Here is a 15,126-nt window from a genome sequence, read left to right as displayed (position 1 = left end):
CTGCTATTCAATAATTTGAGGCTTTATTACAGCAATAACATTATTATGTAGCATAATATTAGCTGTAATCGATACACGTTCACTCCCTAATGGCCAAGAGAGTAAGACGTGGAGCGGTGGAAATGGATTAAACTGCCGTAATTCATATTGTTGCAAAATATGTGAAATATCTTTAGGAGATAAGTTATTGAAATTACTTTTGGGATGGGAATGCCAGTCTCCTATATAGCTCATACCATAAATTTCAACTGCTTTTAATGCTAGTTTTGCCCACCCCATTCTATCAGTACAGGTAAATTCTGTTGCGGTTGCATTATAAATGTCTTTGAACTCGTTAAAACTAGATATTCCTACCGCTCCAAGTATATTATACTCTAGGAGATCATCCGTACAGGAGCGAGTTCCCACTAAGACCCCTCCTGTTTCATCAGGTGATTGATTTAATGCATTCACGCTTAACAAGTCAATTACACTTTCAAAAATCTTAACACTGACATTCCGCATGTTTTTCAATCCTATATTTTTTTATTGAAAAATGTTCAGTATGACTATCTTTCCATGCACATGGCTCTGGATTAGATTGCCAGATAAAGTAATTCGGGCGTTTTCCAGCCTCCTGAGTTAATCGCTCAATAATTAACTTTGCAGCAAGATTTGCTAATAATCCAATGTCAGAAGGAGTCGAAACATAGGAAGGATTACCACATCCAACAGCCTCCGAAATGTAAGGAACATAAGGCATCTGAAGGCTAATATCTTCGCGTTGGTGAAGGAAAAGACATTGCTGACATCCTAACTTAGGACTGTCTTGAAAGTAAATTGCACCCCAAGTGCAATCATTTTGTCCAAATACAAAAACAGCCTTTTCAAACTTACTTCTTCGAAGACGAAGCGATATTGAATATTCATCATACAAACTACCAATGCAAATTATGATAAGGTCAGGGTTATATATATATATATCATCAAAGTTCTCTAGTTCGGTCACCCTGTCACTGAAATCAGCATCCTTTATAGATGCATTCTTTTTAAATGCATCTATTTTTAAAGAGCCAACATCAGAATCTACGTATATACTCCTAGTTGTATTCTCAAGGTCAACATAGTCTGGATCTAGTATATAAAGATGATCTATTCCACTTTGCAATAAGCTCATACCTAGAACACTCCCTATCGCTCCTATACCTACCAGAGCAATTTTCTTTTTTCGTAATTTCATTGCTTCTTCTTTGTGCCGACTAAACAATACTGATCGTGAAGAAACTCTAGCATGTGGAAACAAAGTTAATTTCGTACCATTTTTACGAAAAACAACAACATCGTGATGCCCTAAATTCTTATTAAAAAATACTGCAACTACAAAAATTTCTTCTGCAATATTTTGTAAGTACACTTCATTTTGCTGTATTCCCGACAAAGCTTCAAGCCAATTTAGAAAAATAATATCATCCACACGACCGTCAAAGTGCGGTATGGCACCTACATTTAGAAAATAAGCAATCCTGTTATTCCCTTGGGGAGTATTGTCTAGAGCAATTCCTAAACTTGCGTCTATAATATTAGGAGTACCGTCTATCATATAACCTCTTGGATTTTTATGAGCAATACCTCTGATTACTTGATGTTGGCCAGCCATAACAACCTTTTGTAAAGCCTCAAGACTAACATAAAATGGCGTATGTTCCACAGCTTTACGCTGTTCAAAAATAAAGGCAAACTCTGGAGATTCATGAATAGTACTATATTCCCTAACTTTATGTGCACTAATTAACTTCATTATCTGCTCTTCAACAAAATTAGGAGCAATCAACCCAAGACCGACCTGAGGAAAGATGTCTGAAAATCTTGCCCAACACTGAAAACCATTCCATGAGTGCATAGAACTCAAAATATGTTCGAGATCGGTAATCTGAGGGGGTCTCAAAGGATATTCCTTATCATATTTCACTGCTATTTTGACTGTCGTTTCTGTGGTATCATCGTTTATAAAGGAATATTCTTTTATAAAGATATAATAATTATCATCCGATTCTGCTGTAAATCCTGACTTTAGATATTCTTGTGTTAGTAGTTCTTCAATATCCATTTTTTCACCTACGCATTCCTTGGAGGGATTGGAAGTGAAGAACCTCCCACAAAGAAAGATTTAACTGATTCATTCGTTGATGCAGTACTTGGGAACAAGCCCTTGATTGTTTTCTTTACAGAATCGTAACTCTTTAAATAACTAACCACGTATTTCCCATTATCATCAACTACAAAATAAATAGTACCTTCGATATCGGTTCTTTTCACATTACGTTTCTTCTCTTTATATGCTTCTAAAGCAGCACTATGTGGATGTTTGTATTTATTATCTTTACCACACGATATTATGACATATTCTGGATCAATTATATCTAATATTTCTTCATCCCAACTATTGTCTTTATCTCCTCTTTTAATACTTGATAAATTCTCTTCAATATCTATCTCTGGAACAAATATAGAATTTGAACCATGATGAGAAGCACTTAATATTGTTGAAGGGATCTTTTCCTTATAATATTTCAAAATTCTTTTTGCACACTCTTGATTTGCATCACCTAGAAAAAGAAGTTTTGTCCCATTAAGATCTACCTTTATTACTGAACATTGATTATGAACTTGTATTTTCTCAGATTGGTTTTTAAATTTCTCTGCATTTTCGATTGTCTTGGGTGGCGAAAATGTAGTGAAAGATATTCCAGTATCACTACCATAATCCTGTCCTGCAATTATGCGAGTTTCAGTTTGATTACAGGAATCCTTTTTTAGTTTCTTGTATGCCTTATAATCTGCGGTCTCTTTACTACGAGGGAAATCATAATCTGGGTGAAAGATTTTACCTACACATATGTCTGCATCATTAATAAAAAAATTTAATCCTCCTATGTGGTCATCGTGAGGATGTGTTATTAACATTGAATCTATAAAGTAAACTTCTGTTCCATTCCTTTTTATTTTAGGTACACAATCTTTAATAAGTGTAGCTGGGTTTATAGTTTCTCCACTGTCTGTGTCAACCAACATCGTATAACATTTTGTTTCTCCCTTATCAGGGATAACTCTCTTAACAATAAGCGTTGCCTCACCTTGTCCTACATCAAGAAAAAAAACATGGTATTGAATTTTATCAGCCACATTATCGCCTCCAAAAATTTTATTTAATAGATATCCAAGTCCAATAAAGCAAATGAAACCGAGAATCATCTTTTTAATATTCAATATTTATTTATTACCTCCACTTCTTTTCATTTATAATCTAACTGCTAGTCTCTGTTAATTAAAAAAGGATAGCTTAATATTACCTGCTGCATCACTTAGCTATAACTCTTCATAAGCTGATCTGCTTACATATATCATAAGAAATACTACTGATTCAACTGAGTACTTTTATGTTGGATTCCTTAGTTACAAGAATATATTGACGAAACCATGTAAGATCTTCATAGAATCTCCATCGAACTAACAAAAACCTCATATCTTTTCATTATATTAATTTTTTTGGCAACTTAATGATAACTGTTATAGGAATAAAGGTAATATATTTTGACTTTGCACAACAGAAGTGTCAAATACACCACCGCATTTTTCTTTTACTGTACAGGAATTACATTGTTCCAAGTAATTTTTCTTCCACTCAGATATACTGTCTCTAGAAAATTGCCACAAGGTTTCTTTTAGCAAACAAAGTGGAATGTTATAAATGGAAACATTCATACCTCGACGATGTAAATGCCATACTGCCTCATATAATTGTTGCGTGTATTCCTTAGGATCAATCCATAAATCATCCAAATGCTCTTCAGCTTCACCGGTATACTCCATCCCCATCAAAGCGACATGAGCAACAAAGGGCAGATTACGGTAGATAAATTCTGCTATTGCTGTTAATCGAGTAAAGTTCTGCCGCATAACAACAACGCGAACTTCCATTCTTCGCCCTAAGCGATAGAGGTTATAAATTCCTTGTATGGTATCAGCAAATGCGCCAGGTACACCTACAATCGCATCGTGCTGAACATCATTATCTGCATAAAGAGGAATACAGAACAGCAATTTCTTGTTTTTCGCTGCAACAACTTGTCTTGCTAAATCAAAATCACTTAATCTACGGCCATTGGTTAATAGAGAAATAAATGCATTCGGAAAGTTACTATTTAAGTAAGCTAATGTTTGGCAGAGCTGATCTAGAACAACCGTGGGTTCGCCCCCAGTAATGCCAATGTGTTGTAAGCTTTCTGCTTTTATCAACGACAATACCTTTTGGTTTATATCCTGTAAATCTGGTGGATCATTACTTGGAGGCTGCGGACACATGATACAGCGGCTGTTACAGCGGTTTGTGATAAAGACCGTATGATCTGCATTGCAGCTCTGGTACATAACATTAATTCGTCCTCCAGTAGTAACTAATATAATATCACCATCTGTTAATGTTTCCATTTCGAGTACCGAGTGAACAAGACTGCCACGTGGTATAGCTACAACATCCTGATTTGTGATACAGCAAGCATAACCGAAAACTGAGGAATTGATCTTCGCGGAAACAAATATCCGCTCACTTCGCATGAAAAGGTTTACTGGTGTAGTAGTAACAATCCCGACAATAGGATATTGAACATTAAGAGCTATTCCTGTTAAATTTATCATGGCGAATTTCCTCCAATGGACGTCGTGTTATCCAAGACCAAAATACATCCATGACATCCGGATCATTTTCATCAATCAATTGAAATAAGTGATCTAAAATCATTGTATTCTTTTTGCAGAAATCACTGCTGGGTCGATGGCCGACAATATCCTTTGTTTCTACATAATTTCGGATTGGATCTACCCCACAATAGGCTTGGTATACGCAAGAAGCACAGCCAGGTAATACTTCAATGCAGGATTTTTTAACTAATTTTTTTACCAAAGCACCAGCAAAGAGTTCTTCGTAACTATTTTTTAAGACATGTCCCATTTTAAATCGCCTATCGCCTGTACGTGCAAGCATCCGAGCTTCATCGGTAGGATAGACCTCTCCGTTATAATCATAGATTACACCACTGATGGCAGCTCCGGATGGAGATTGCAGATCTACAAATCCCGTGGAAAAAGGTGTGAGAATTCGTTGAAATAAAAGCGTTGTGTAGTATTCTGCAAAGGGAATACCTTGCAAGTTTAGCTCAATTAAATAGCGTAATATATTTTTATACTCGCCAACAAACTCTTCTACAGAATAGCCTAGTTGTTCCATATTTTGACGTGCAAATCCATAGGGGTTTAATGCTCGTAAAAAAACTCCATCAAATCCAAGTTCCACGTAATGATCAATGACCTCTTGCAATCTGCTGAGGTTGGATTTCGTAATGGTTAATAAAGCTGAAGCACCATCTTGTCCGATTCCCTCACGCAACCGTTGCAAATTGCTATGGAATACATCATATCCACTATATCCTTCACGGGTTTTGCGGTGCAGATCTTGAATCAATTTGGGCCCATCTAAGGAAGTAGATATGGTTATTTTATGCTCCTTAATAAAATCAATCATTTCTTCTGTTAGCAGCGTTAGATTGGTACAGATAACAAATTCTAACTGCCGCTTGGCAAAGCGATTCAGAAAAATTCCATACTGGACAATTTCTTTTATGATCGGCCAATTTAACAGTGGTTCTCCTCCCTGAAATTCAATTTTCAGCACTGGCGAAGGGGAAGAAAAAATTAGTTCAACGGTTTTCTTTGCTACCGCCCAATTCATATCAACTTTTTGCTGCTCCAGAGCTGCACTAGAAGCATGACAATAATCACAAATGAAGTTACACCGTGCCGTTACAACAATCATGTGTAAAGAAGAAAAATGTCGAAGAAAACTCTTACGGCTACGTAGTTGTGTAGCTACCATTTCCTGAGCGATATCTAGATCGGTGTCTGCTAGAAAATGCTTACCTTTAAGCTCAAAGTATGTGGAATTATCAGCTACTAAATCATGATTCAACAAATTATTAAAATCATCACTACTTACAAAGGTGAACTCGCCACTTTGATTGACCATAAGCATCTTACGGTGAGGCAACCGCTTAAAAGTAAAAGGCAATATACTATATTCGTTTCTCATCATCCTACTCATCCCAATCATCAATGCGATCTTTAATGGGAGCAAAGGCAAATTGATAAATGCTATCTCGAATCGTTCCGTAACGTTTTTCAAGGTCAAGCCTCACCTGTTGGTCCAGTACCTCATTGCAAAATTCACATAGGAGCAATTCTGGATTTACATGTAATTCTGGTTTCCCTTTAAACCAGACTCCTACATACCCTTCTTCCATAGCGTCAATTTTAATAAAACAGGTATTCGTAAATTTATAGGAGGCTTGCATAACAGCCTCCTGTTCGTAAAATTCTTTTTTCAACTTTACTAAGAATACACCAGCTTCCGTTTCAGTAATAAAAGGCTGCTTGTTCTGTATCTCTTCTATGTTAATCACCTACCGGTTTAAATTGGATTTGAAATCATACTTATTTTGATTTTGTAGCTTCAGGAGTCACTAGTTTAGGAATTTCTTTCTTTTCAACAGCTTCTTTGGTCACACGATTGACGGTTCCATAGCTATCAAGCCCTTCTGCTGCTTGAAAATCCTTAATGGCTTGTATCGTCTTTTCATCTCTATTGCCAATGGTATTGCAGTCATAACCAAGTTGCTTGAGCTTCTTTTGAATGCTGATTAGATCAACAGATTCGAGTATTCTCTTCGTCCCTTCACCAACGATTCCGTCGATTGTGAGGGCGTAATCCATTTGAAAATTTCGTATAGATTCTCTGGTTTGAGCCCCTTTAACACCATCCACAATCCCACAATCATATCCTAGTTCGTTAAGTTTCTTTTGAATTGCTCGGATATCCATCGCATCTTCAGGTGCAGCTGGCGCGCTGCTGTAATATCCGCCACCGCCACTACCGCCGCCTCCTCCACTGCCACCTGTGCTGGAGTAGTGAGAGTAATGAGAGCTATGCGAGGAATGTGAACGATGAGAGCTGTGGGAACGGTGAGAATAATGTGCCAATTGATCCAGATTGTCATTGGCAAAAATGTCTTCTAATGAGTTCTGAATCGTACTTGTTTTATCAAGATAAATAGGTTCATTTCCGGTGATTCTCAAATTTCCATCATTAGGCTGTATGTGCTTGGCTTCAACATGAGGTGCATCTACCAATCCCAATTGAGCAGCAAACCATAGAGCTGTTGCTGAGCCATACGCCCAAAGCTTTTTCCAATCCTTCATATACTCACTCCATTTTTTGAATTATCTTTGAATAATTCTAGATAATTATTCCATTTCCTGTATGAAAATAGTAAAAATAAACCACATTTTTTAAATATTTGTCGATTATTGATAAATATGGAAGCAAATTACGATCATCACAAGATTGCTTCTTTATAAATCATCTTGCTCTATACTTACATAAATAAAGAAGTCGGTTAGAATGACTTCTTTAAATCACTCTAACCGACCTAATAATAAAAAACCTGCTATTTACACTAATAGACCCCTCTTTGCTAAGTGCAATAGATTTTTCTGCACTACGTGAATGGTTAGGTGATATCCATCCCAGGAGCGTTAAATACGCCAACTTTGTCAGAAACTAGTAGAACGTATGATAATAAGTTTAGCTCAATCTCGAGAATCCGTAACTGATTATTATAATTACCCCACTTCCGACATATTGATACAGTATTGTAACCTCTCGCCTCGTTTCAACACGGGGATTATGTTGAATATAGCCATCTGATATCAGGGCATTCGCAATAGCCAAATTATGTTGGTTGAAAACACCGTTCCAAAATTGCTGTACAACTTCTTTGTTACTTGCTAACTCTGTTTTTGCCATTATAGGTTCCCCTCCTATATATGTCCGTAATTTTTTATGCTCAAAGAGTTATGTTTCCAAACTTGTCCATCAAATGCACCTTTTGCTAAACAGTTTTTCTCTTTTATTGACATCCTAAATAGCAGGAGCCTTATGCACTTCCTGATTAAAGATCAAGGGGAAAAGTCGCAACCCGACTGTTATCAAGATAGATAACCGCCCATCTTCTGGGTCTTTCCATATCGTCTCTCTAAAGGTAATACCAAGCTAGTGGACCCACTCTTATTACTCAATCGATCCTCTTTACATCATTCACTTTTCCCTTTATGTCCGCCCACATAATCCGCTCGTTCAAGGAAAGTTCCACCAGCCATCGACCCAGCATAAAAAATAGTTCTTTTACCAAATCGCTTTCGAAGATCATCGACTACTCTATCTATCGCATGATTTTTTTCTTCTCCATCAGAAAATAGCTCCAACTGCTCAAGTCCCTGTGACACAATTTTCCTAGCAGTAATATTTACTGATCGTACCGGTTCACCTTTCCACCGCTTAATAAACTCCTGGCGTGCCGCTTCACTAATGATATCTGTTGAGTGTTCCGGTCGAATTAGCTTAATTCGTGCAGTAAAACCTAACTTAAAATTCTTATCCGAGTATCCTATTCCTAAATATACCTCTTGGCATTTTTCTTGATGCTTACGTAGCCTAGCGCATATATCGCTCACCATTTCCTTGATGATCATTAGAATTTCTGCTTTTACATCGTAATCCCGCATCAATATCTGGTTTTTACTATAGGATTTACTTTTCGGACGTTCCTTCTGGCTAATGATGCTGGCATCCAATCCCCATGCGTGATAATATAACTGCAACCCCATTACGCCTAGAGTTTTTTGCAACAACATTGGATTGGCATAAGCCAACGCCTCTATCGTATAAATACCCATTCGCTTGAGTTTTTCATCGTAGCCTCTGGATATGCCCCAAAACGCAGTCAGCGGCTGTATTTTCCATACCGTTTTCGGCACCATCTCATACGTCCATTTCGCCATCCATGGCGGATGCTTTTTAGCTTCATTATCCAGTGCCAGTTTTGCCAAAAGCGGATTATCGCCAATGCCTACAGTCACAATAAGACCCAATTCATTTTTCACTAACTTTAAGATGCTTTCCGCAATCACCTCTGCGGGTCCAAACAAATTGTGCGATGCGGTAACATCCAATATGGACTCGTCAATGCTATAAACGTGTAGATCTTCATCTGTTACGAACCGACGGAATATGTTCTGTATGGCCTGGTTGACATTGATATATAGCGCCATGTTTGGTTCTACTACCATAATCGGAGAACGCCTGGGAATTTCAAAGAGCCGATTTCCGGTTTTAATATTATATTCCAATTTAACCCTCGGGCTGCTGGCCAATACGATCGCACCGTTTCTCCTTAAGTCCGATACTACAGCAATATAGGCTTTTAGCGGGTCAATCCCTCGCTGCACCGCCTCTACGGATGCAAAGAATGATTTTACGTCGACACACAATACGCTCCTGCGAGGAAAATGAGAAAAATCAACGAGCCCCATCGCTGTTGCCTTCTTTCTCTTTCATCTGCTCGTTGTGCTCAGACAAAAGCATTCCCACCCACTTGACCATACACCGATCGAAGTAAACTATCCGAGCCATCTGCTGGTAAATAGGGATACTCAGTAAATCTATAGTATATTCGCTCATCACGATCCACCTCCAGTTACTACATATTACATGATACCAGAACATATGTTCTGTGTAAATGTAGATGCGCTTGGTAATTTATTACAAAGTGAATCAAAATAAAGCCGACTATAGATGGTCATCAAAACCACTTAGCCGGTGTTTCCTTTCACATTCAATCTCCATAGCATCAAGCAAGCTAGTGGAATAAAAAGAGCTGCTGCATTAGAAAGCGCTTTCAGCGCAAGCAAATAAGTAATAATATTATAACAACAAATCGAATTTCAACTATATTACCTTACCTAACCACCTAAACATTAGGTTTAACTGCCGAAGAAAAGCAGCTTCTTTATTTTTAAAAAGGAAAACCCACTAATTACTCCTCAAAAGGTAAATAATTGGCAGGTTTATAGCTTTTATGATTCTAACTTTGTCTGTGGAGGTAAACCTTACCGAATCGTATGTACAACTTCTCTTGAATCCTATCGGCATAAATCTAGTATAAACAAAAGATAATCAGTATCGATTACATCGCATGCATAAGTCACAATCAAAGCAGGCAACTCATATTCTCTAGATGCTACACTACAGCTATGCCACCCTTCAAACTCTTTTTTTAAGTGAAGGGTGGCATGTCGATGTATTATTAATCTTTTTGGGTTGGGTCCATTACTGGTATTGCATCATAATCAATGGTCACTCCCACACCAAAATGAATAAAAAAATCTGGATGCTCAGGTACAGGTAACCAATAACACAATATATCTTTTTCACCATATTTCGATTTCTTCCATGCAGTTTGCTGAACGCTTATCGCCTTATTGGCTAGGCATCCTCTATGACCTTCAGCAGGACCGTGTTGTGCACAATTCATTCCTTTTTCTCGTCCAATAATTTGACAGGCTGAATTGATAGCAATTACCTTTTTGCTTTTATGTACCAGTGTTGCAGGTTCAGGGAAAGTTTCCCACATCAAATGAAAGGCCTTTTCTAATTCCCCTAGTTTATTTTGGTCAATTATTAAATCCATAGTCACTAACCTCCATTTTTAGTTATTGTCAAAATATAAAGTTTTAACAAATTCGGACAACCGTAGAGCCTCGGTTTTGGTTATGTTTTTCGGCACTTCGATAGTAACAAGCATATCTGGACGTAATGGGTAATTTACTTTCAAGAATTCATTGATCGGAGCTAACTCTTGAGGAATACCATCTCCTGTTGCCAGAGAGACAATGATATCGAAATACTTAGTTAGGTTTGCTGTTGAACGGTGTATTTTTAGTGCATTTCGCAAGGTATCAGGTAACGATGAACGAGGGATGGGTTCGGAGACCCAGGTGACTTTACGTTGGTGCGGAAATCCATCATCTTCATTGTCTTTGCTTTTATTAAATAGATAATCACTCTCTATTTTTGCGAAATAAATACTATGCCCATGCGGAACTAAAACATAATCACCAACAGCCATTCGGTGTACAAATGCATCGATCACTGCGTACGTATTGCCTAGTTCAAGACTTGAATAGCCATAAGGTGGCGCGCATAACCTTAGTTTAATTTCATCAGTACTCAGATTGGTAAGGTCACCAATACCTGGCCATCCAATAGCTACAATGTTTTGCTTAAGAAATTCTTTCATACGCTCAAACCCTTGTGGGTTAGGACGTACTAACCAAGCATTTGTAATAATCACCACCTCCTTTGTTTTTTATCATAGCATATACTCCAATTATTTTCAAGTAGATATCAACTTGAAAATTGTTTTTTTGTACTACATATGTGCAAATTACTGAGGTTTTCCTGGCACAAAATTATATACGAGATAGTAAAGTACCCGTATGCTAGCTCTAAGGTAGATACGGGTACTTTTTTTAATTCATCACAAACCTGATACACTTAACGGGCTTGACGATGGAGAAGATAAAATCATGAGCCGTGACTACTTTCAATCAAGCTCTACTATGATTTGTTTATCAGCCATAGCAATTTCTAAGAATTCTGCCCTTCGGGCTTAATGCCGATCTAGCCAAGGCATAGCTTTGTTCGCTCCTACCTACATTCATTTTTCTGACATTGGATTTGGCAACCAATCAATGCTATAGCTTTCCGGAATTGTCATCCTATTTATCCCCTCATACCTGCAGCTGTCAATATAATCAGCAAGCGTCCCTTTTGCTTCCCTGTCCCCATGTTCGAGCTTCATCATTCAGGTAGCTCCCCTGTAAGAAGCAAACACTGCTTTCCGCAAATGAGTCTGTCTGGGCAATCAGTCGGAGCCAATTACATATCCGTTCCTTCTTATGCTTGCACCAAGTAGTTTCCTGAATGCACTGATAAACAGCAGGTAAGCTGTAATAATCATCGTGACCAATGGTAGACCGATAGTACTCTTGAATCGTATCCTGCGCAATCCGTTCATCTAAAAGGCCTGTCAAGCTGATATCCGGCAAATGATAAGCTTGCATGATGTTAAACCGCTGGTAAAAATTACATTACCAGTCGCGGGGTCGTTTGAACTATTTTAATACTGTTCAATCTTTTTTAAACCCAACAATCGAGTAATCTGCAGCTTTTTTAATAGCCTGCCACCTGAAACTCTTTAACTATCAAGTAGTTCATGGCATCCACATAAAATTTACGACTTCCTTAGTCTTCATTACGGCATTAGGGGCTAATTAACCTTGTACTTATTTTCCATATTGTTTATGAATACGCTCCTGTAGGTACTGATCAATGTCGGTCATAGCTGAATCCAATCGCAAGGATTTGCCCTGCCGAATTTCAGCTTCGGAGCGTAGAAGATTTTCATACATGTTTATTTTTGCTGATATTTTTTCGTAATGATTGCTACTCATAATAACCATGTGATTGTATCCATTTTTAGTAAGATGGACTGGCGTATCTTGGCCAATCACAAAGGCTTCTACATCTGCCATTCTTTTCGACAATTCACTAATAGGGCGTATAATCATTTTAATCATGGTTCCACCTTCTTTACTAATTTATCTCTATTATATCTACATTTCGGAAAACATAAAGATACTTTTCCGAAATATGGGCATTTAATGTCTTAATTTCATAAAGTAATCTTAATAAATTAATAAATATATAAAAACCTCACTTTGTACAATGATAGTCACAAAATGAGGCTTAGAAAATTTAATTGCCCTGGATTATTAATTATTTCATGATATCAAGTAAGATATTAATCGCTAATGCAGAAAAGATTGCTATAAAAAAAGTCGTTGTTCCTAGAAAATAATATTCGCCTTGCTCCAGATTATCTTTTTTGCTCTTTGATTAGTTCTAAAACACCAGTTCTTGAAGAGTTCTCTCAAGCTTTTTATTGTCCTGTAACCATTTCTCTTGTAAATCTTTAGATCCTAAATATTAATGACAAGCCCAGATCTCTCCATAGTCTTATTAATTCTAGATCAGTAATCAAATAGGATTAACGAAAGCGATTGATGATCATCTGTTTTCATATTTATACTTCAAATCAGCTCCGTAGATTAACTCATGCTCACTTTTTTATGCTCACCTCCACTAAAGCTTGCACCATCTAGTTTTATACCCTTTTTTAGTATCCGGTTAGGTATTTCTCAGACTATGCTCAATTTAGGATTCTGCAAGGATTAATCTTGCCAACCCACAAGAAATCTACTTATTTTGTTAATGACGTTATAAAAAAATATAGATAACCTCCCAAATTGCTTCTCCTGTTTTTACTCCAAGGTTCTTGGCAATATAATTTTTAGCAAGAATGATACCATGACGCGCTTCAGCATCACCGCATACAATCACAGGCTTATCACGAATCTCGGGATGATATAGGCATTCTACACTTGCGTAATAGTTATTCAAATCAACATGTAGAATTGTACGACCCATGATAAATTCACCACCCATGAAATAGAACGTATGTTTGGTTAAATTATAGAGTTTAAGTGAGTGAAAATCAAGCGGTAGATATTTACAAATGAAAAAACGCTTCACACAAATGTAAAACAAAAAAGTTTAAAACTAAAAAGATTTATAAACAAAATTAAAAACCGTCTATTTAGACGGTTTAATTTTGATTTTTTAAGTCCATCGACGATTCAGATTCTTTGAGAGCAAATTTTCTCCTTTATCACGATATTCCTCTATACCGCCTTCTACGTGTGTTTCGGTATACTTAATAGGATTTTCAACTGATCCAGAACGCTTCAGTTCTTGGAATAATTTTAAACGACCTTCTTCAGATAGTTTTTGAACAAATTTATTAATCTCTGTCCATTCATCTATATGATCATCAGCCATGTTCTACCTCCTTCGAATGCTAGCTTTACATTTAGTATGTCCTGGTTTTTATAATTTAAATTTTACAAATAAAAAAAACGCCTCACCCATTAAGAGTAAAGCAGCAAAATGATAAACTCATTCTTTCTTTTTATATGCAGGATCTGCAACACGAAATAATCGAATAACCCACAGTAGCACAATAGCTCCTATAGTGCTTGCAATTATCGACCCTATTAAACCATATGTGGCTATACCCATAAGATTAAATAAAAAACCGCCAATGTAAGAACCTACAATCCCTGTTATTAGGTCGCCCCATATTCCAAATCCTCCGCCACGTGAAATCATGCCAGCGAGCCAGCCGGCGATCACTCCGACTACTAAAAACCAAAGCATTTTTATATCACCTCCTTACATTATCATCCCAATAAGCTGTTTTAATTATACAAATAAAAAAGTACCGCCTTACCAATTAAATAAGACGGTGCATTTTAAAAATCGCAAAAGCTTGTTGATTTAAAATAGAGTAAATTCTATATGTAAAGCCCGTCAACTATACTGACGGGCTAACCTAGAGAGTTATCTAACAATCTTCTTCGGCTAATTCACGAACTATTCGAAGGATCTCGCGTACTATTCGAAGAATTTCTTCGACTTCACGTTCCAGTCTTTCTAATCTATCTGCATCGTCATTGCAATGCCCATGTGACAAAATAAACACCTCCTTCTTAATAACATAATATGTTTCTGAGGTGTTTAAGGTGACAAAATAATCAGGACCACCCGTCTAACGTGCAATGTCGTCAACTTAAGGATATTTGTCTAAAAATATCCTTAAGTTGACGACATTGCACGCCTAGCGCGTGGTTTTCAATATACAAAAAAGCCGTCTCACCTAAAGTGAAGTGCCCCCTGTCAAGTAGACAGTATAAAAACAAAAAGTTTTATGATGCCAATCATTGAGTTGTGGTTGGCATCATTTTTTTATGCGGCTGTATTCAAAAGATACTGTCTATACTCTAGTGGAGTCATACAGTTGAGCCTCTTTTGATATCGATGATTATTGTAGTACTCTATGTATTCGTTGATCGCCTTTTCCAAATCGTCGTAGGAATTGAACTTTTTAAGATAATACATCTCTGATTTCATCATTCCCCAGAATGCCTCCATAGGACCGTTATCTATGCATCTTGAGACCCTGGACATGCTTTGTGTCATGCCTGCATCAACAAGTTTCTTATGAAAGCGCTTGCTAG

Annotated in this window: 18 protein-coding genes; all 18 read right to left on the bottom strand. The window is 37.2% G+C overall.

The window, feature by feature from the left end; genetic code table 11:
• Window positions 1–3: 3 nt before the first annotated feature.
• Complete coding sequence (locus BMZ99_RS22650; protein ID WP_090943284.1) at window positions 4–504, bottom strand: Mov34/MPN/PAD-1 family protein; 501 nt, start codon at window positions 502–504, stop codon at window positions 4–6.
• Window positions 485–2,086, bottom strand: a complete 1,602-nt coding sequence (locus tag BMZ99_RS22645) for a ThiF family adenylyltransferase (RefSeq protein ID WP_090943282.1) — start codon at window positions 2,084–2,086, stop codon at window positions 485–487. Before BMZ99_RS22645 ends, BMZ99_RS22650 begins: the two co-directional genes overlap by 20 nt.
• A gap of 8 nt (window positions 2,087–2,094) precedes the next feature.
• The gene (locus BMZ99_RS22640; protein ID WP_175490667.1) at window positions 2,095–3,162 is read right to left on the bottom strand and encodes a ComEC/Rec2 family competence protein; all 1,068 of its coding nucleotides are present in this window, start codon (window positions 3,160–3,162) and stop codon (window positions 2,095–2,097) included.
• A gap of 384 nt (window positions 3,163–3,546) precedes the next feature.
• Complete coding sequence (gene hxsC / locus BMZ99_RS22635; protein ID WP_090943276.1) at window positions 3,547–4,674, bottom strand: His-Xaa-Ser system radical SAM maturase HxsC; 1,128 nt, start codon at window positions 4,672–4,674, stop codon at window positions 3,547–3,549.
• Window positions 4,646–6,124: a His-Xaa-Ser system radical SAM maturase HxsB gene (gene hxsB, locus BMZ99_RS22630; RefSeq protein ID WP_217645133.1), complete on the bottom strand. Its 1,479-nt coding sequence runs from the start codon at window positions 6,122–6,124 to the stop codon at window positions 4,646–4,648. Before hxsB ends, hxsC begins: the two co-directional genes overlap by 29 nt.
• 1 nt (window position 6,125) lies before the next feature.
• On the bottom strand, window positions 6,126–6,491 hold the full coding sequence (gene hxsD, locus BMZ99_RS22625; protein ID WP_217645132.1) for a His-Xaa-Ser system protein HxsD: 366 nt from the start codon (window positions 6,489–6,491) through the stop codon (window positions 6,126–6,128).
• 31 nt (window positions 6,492–6,522) lie between these two features.
• Window positions 6,523–7,287, bottom strand: a complete 765-nt coding sequence (locus BMZ99_RS22620) for a peptidoglycan-binding domain-containing protein (protein WP_090943270.1) — start codon at window positions 7,285–7,287, stop codon at window positions 6,523–6,525.
• 385 nt (window positions 7,288–7,672) lie between these two features.
• Window positions 7,673–7,894 (bottom strand): hypothetical protein, encoded by a 222-nt coding sequence (locus BMZ99_RS22615; protein ID WP_090943268.1) that lies wholly within the window; start codon window positions 7,892–7,894, stop codon window positions 7,673–7,675.
• A 287-nt stretch (window positions 7,895–8,181) separates the two neighbouring features.
• Window positions 8,182–9,459, bottom strand: a complete 1,278-nt coding sequence (locus tag BMZ99_RS22610) for a Y-family DNA polymerase (RefSeq protein WP_090943264.1) — start codon at window positions 9,457–9,459, stop codon at window positions 8,182–8,184.
• Between the two features lie 773 nt (window positions 9,460–10,232).
• Window positions 10,233–10,616 (bottom strand): hypothetical protein, encoded by a 384-nt coding sequence (locus tag BMZ99_RS22605; protein ID WP_090943261.1) that lies wholly within the window; start codon window positions 10,614–10,616, stop codon window positions 10,233–10,235.
• Between the two features lie 18 nt (window positions 10,617–10,634).
• Window positions 10,635–11,279, bottom strand: a complete 645-nt coding sequence (locus tag BMZ99_RS22600) for a restriction endonuclease (RefSeq protein ID WP_090943257.1) — start codon at window positions 11,277–11,279, stop codon at window positions 10,635–10,637.
• Window positions 11,280–11,742: 463 nt separating this feature from the next.
• A complete protein-coding gene (locus BMZ99_RS26035) occupies window positions 11,743–12,051 on the bottom strand; it encodes a hypothetical protein (protein ID WP_139214826.1) in 309 nt (102 codons plus the stop codon).
• Window positions 12,052–12,273: 222 nt separating this feature from the next.
• Window positions 12,274–12,567 carry a type II toxin-antitoxin system Phd/YefM family antitoxin gene (locus tag BMZ99_RS22595; protein WP_090943254.1) on the bottom strand — a complete coding sequence of 98 codons (294 nt, stop codon included), beginning with the start codon at window positions 12,565–12,567 and terminating at the stop codon, window positions 12,274–12,276.
• Window positions 12,568–13,267: 700 nt separating this feature from the next.
• Window positions 13,268–13,477, bottom strand: a complete 210-nt coding sequence (locus tag BMZ99_RS22590; RefSeq protein WP_090943251.1) for a Y-family DNA polymerase — start codon at window positions 13,475–13,477, stop codon at window positions 13,268–13,270.
• Between the two features lie 192 nt (window positions 13,478–13,669).
• A complete protein-coding gene (locus BMZ99_RS22585) occupies window positions 13,670–13,888 on the bottom strand; it encodes a hypothetical protein (RefSeq protein ID WP_090943248.1) in 219 nt (72 codons plus the stop codon).
• Window positions 13,889–14,005: 117 nt separating this feature from the next.
• Window positions 14,006–14,266 carry a GlsB/YeaQ/YmgE family stress response membrane protein gene (locus tag BMZ99_RS22580; RefSeq protein ID WP_090943245.1) on the bottom strand — a complete coding sequence of 87 codons (261 nt, stop codon included), beginning with the start codon at window positions 14,264–14,266 and terminating at the stop codon, window positions 14,006–14,008.
• Between the two features lie 187 nt (window positions 14,267–14,453).
• Window positions 14,454–14,582 (bottom strand): hypothetical protein, encoded by a 129-nt coding sequence (locus BMZ99_RS27480; protein WP_281246858.1) that lies wholly within the window; start codon window positions 14,580–14,582, stop codon window positions 14,454–14,456.
• 272 nt (window positions 14,583–14,854) lie between these two features.
• Window positions 14,855–15,126: IS3 family transposase (locus BMZ99_RS22575; protein ID WP_139214734.1), on the bottom strand; the 272-nt coding region annotated here is incomplete at its 5' end.

It is taken from the genome of Pelosinus propionicus DSM 13327, assembly GCF_900114615.1.
Lineage (GTDB): Bacteria > Bacillota > Negativicutes > DSM-13327 > DSM-13327 > Pelosinus > Pelosinus propionicus.
Note: the sequence above shows the minus strand (reverse complement) of the source record. Positions and strands in the feature narration are given on the sequence as shown.

What these genes read in the sequence shown, in the direction of transcription:
- BMZ99_RS22615 (WP_090943268.1), bottom strand. Translation starts at nt 7,894, where the DNA reads ATGGCAAAAACAGAGTTAGCAAGTAACAAAGAAGTTGTACAGCAATTT.
- BMZ99_RS22610 (WP_090943264.1), bottom strand. Translation starts at nt 9,459, where the DNA reads ATGGGGCTCGTTGATTTTTCTCATTTTCCTCGCAGGAGCGTATTGTGT.
- BMZ99_RS22580 (WP_090943245.1), bottom strand. Translation starts at nt 14,266, where the DNA reads ATGCTTTGGTTTTTAGTAGTCGGAGTGATCGCCGGCTGGCTCGCTGGC.
- BMZ99_RS22605 (WP_090943261.1), bottom strand. Translation starts at nt 10,616, where the DNA reads ATGGATTTAATAATTGACCAAAATAAACTAGGGGAATTAGAAAAGGCC.
- hxsB (WP_217645133.1), bottom strand. Translation starts at nt 6,124, where the DNA reads ATGATGAGAAACGAATATAGTATATTGCCTTTTACTTTTAAGCGGTTG.
- BMZ99_RS22595 (WP_090943254.1), bottom strand. Translation starts at nt 12,567, where the DNA reads ATGATTAAAATGATTATACGCCCTATTAGTGAATTGTCGAAAAGAATG.
- BMZ99_RS22585 (WP_090943248.1), bottom strand. Translation starts at nt 13,888, where the DNA reads ATGGCTGATGATCATATAGATGAATGGACAGAGATTAATAAATTTGTT.
- BMZ99_RS26035 (WP_139214826.1), bottom strand. Translation starts at nt 12,051, where the DNA reads ATGCAAGCTTATCATTTGCCGGATATCAGCTTGACAGGCCTTTTAGAT.
- BMZ99_RS22590 (WP_090943251.1), bottom strand. Translation starts at nt 13,477, where the DNA reads ATGGGTCGTACAATTCTACATGTTGATTTGAATAACTATTACGCAAGT.
- BMZ99_RS22620 (WP_090943270.1), bottom strand. Translation starts at nt 7,287, where the DNA reads ATGAAGGATTGGAAAAAGCTTTGGGCGTATGGCTCAGCAACAGCTCTA.
- BMZ99_RS22645 (WP_090943282.1), bottom strand. Translation starts at nt 2,086, where the DNA reads ATGGATATTGAAGAACTACTAACACAAGAATATCTAAAGTCAGGATTT.
- hxsC (WP_090943276.1), bottom strand. Translation starts at nt 4,674, where the DNA reads ATGATAAATTTAACAGGAATAGCTCTTAATGTTCAATATCCTATTGTC.
- BMZ99_RS22650 (WP_090943284.1), bottom strand. Translation starts at nt 504, where the DNA reads ATGCGGAATGTCAGTGTTAAGATTTTTGAAAGTGTAATTGACTTGTTA.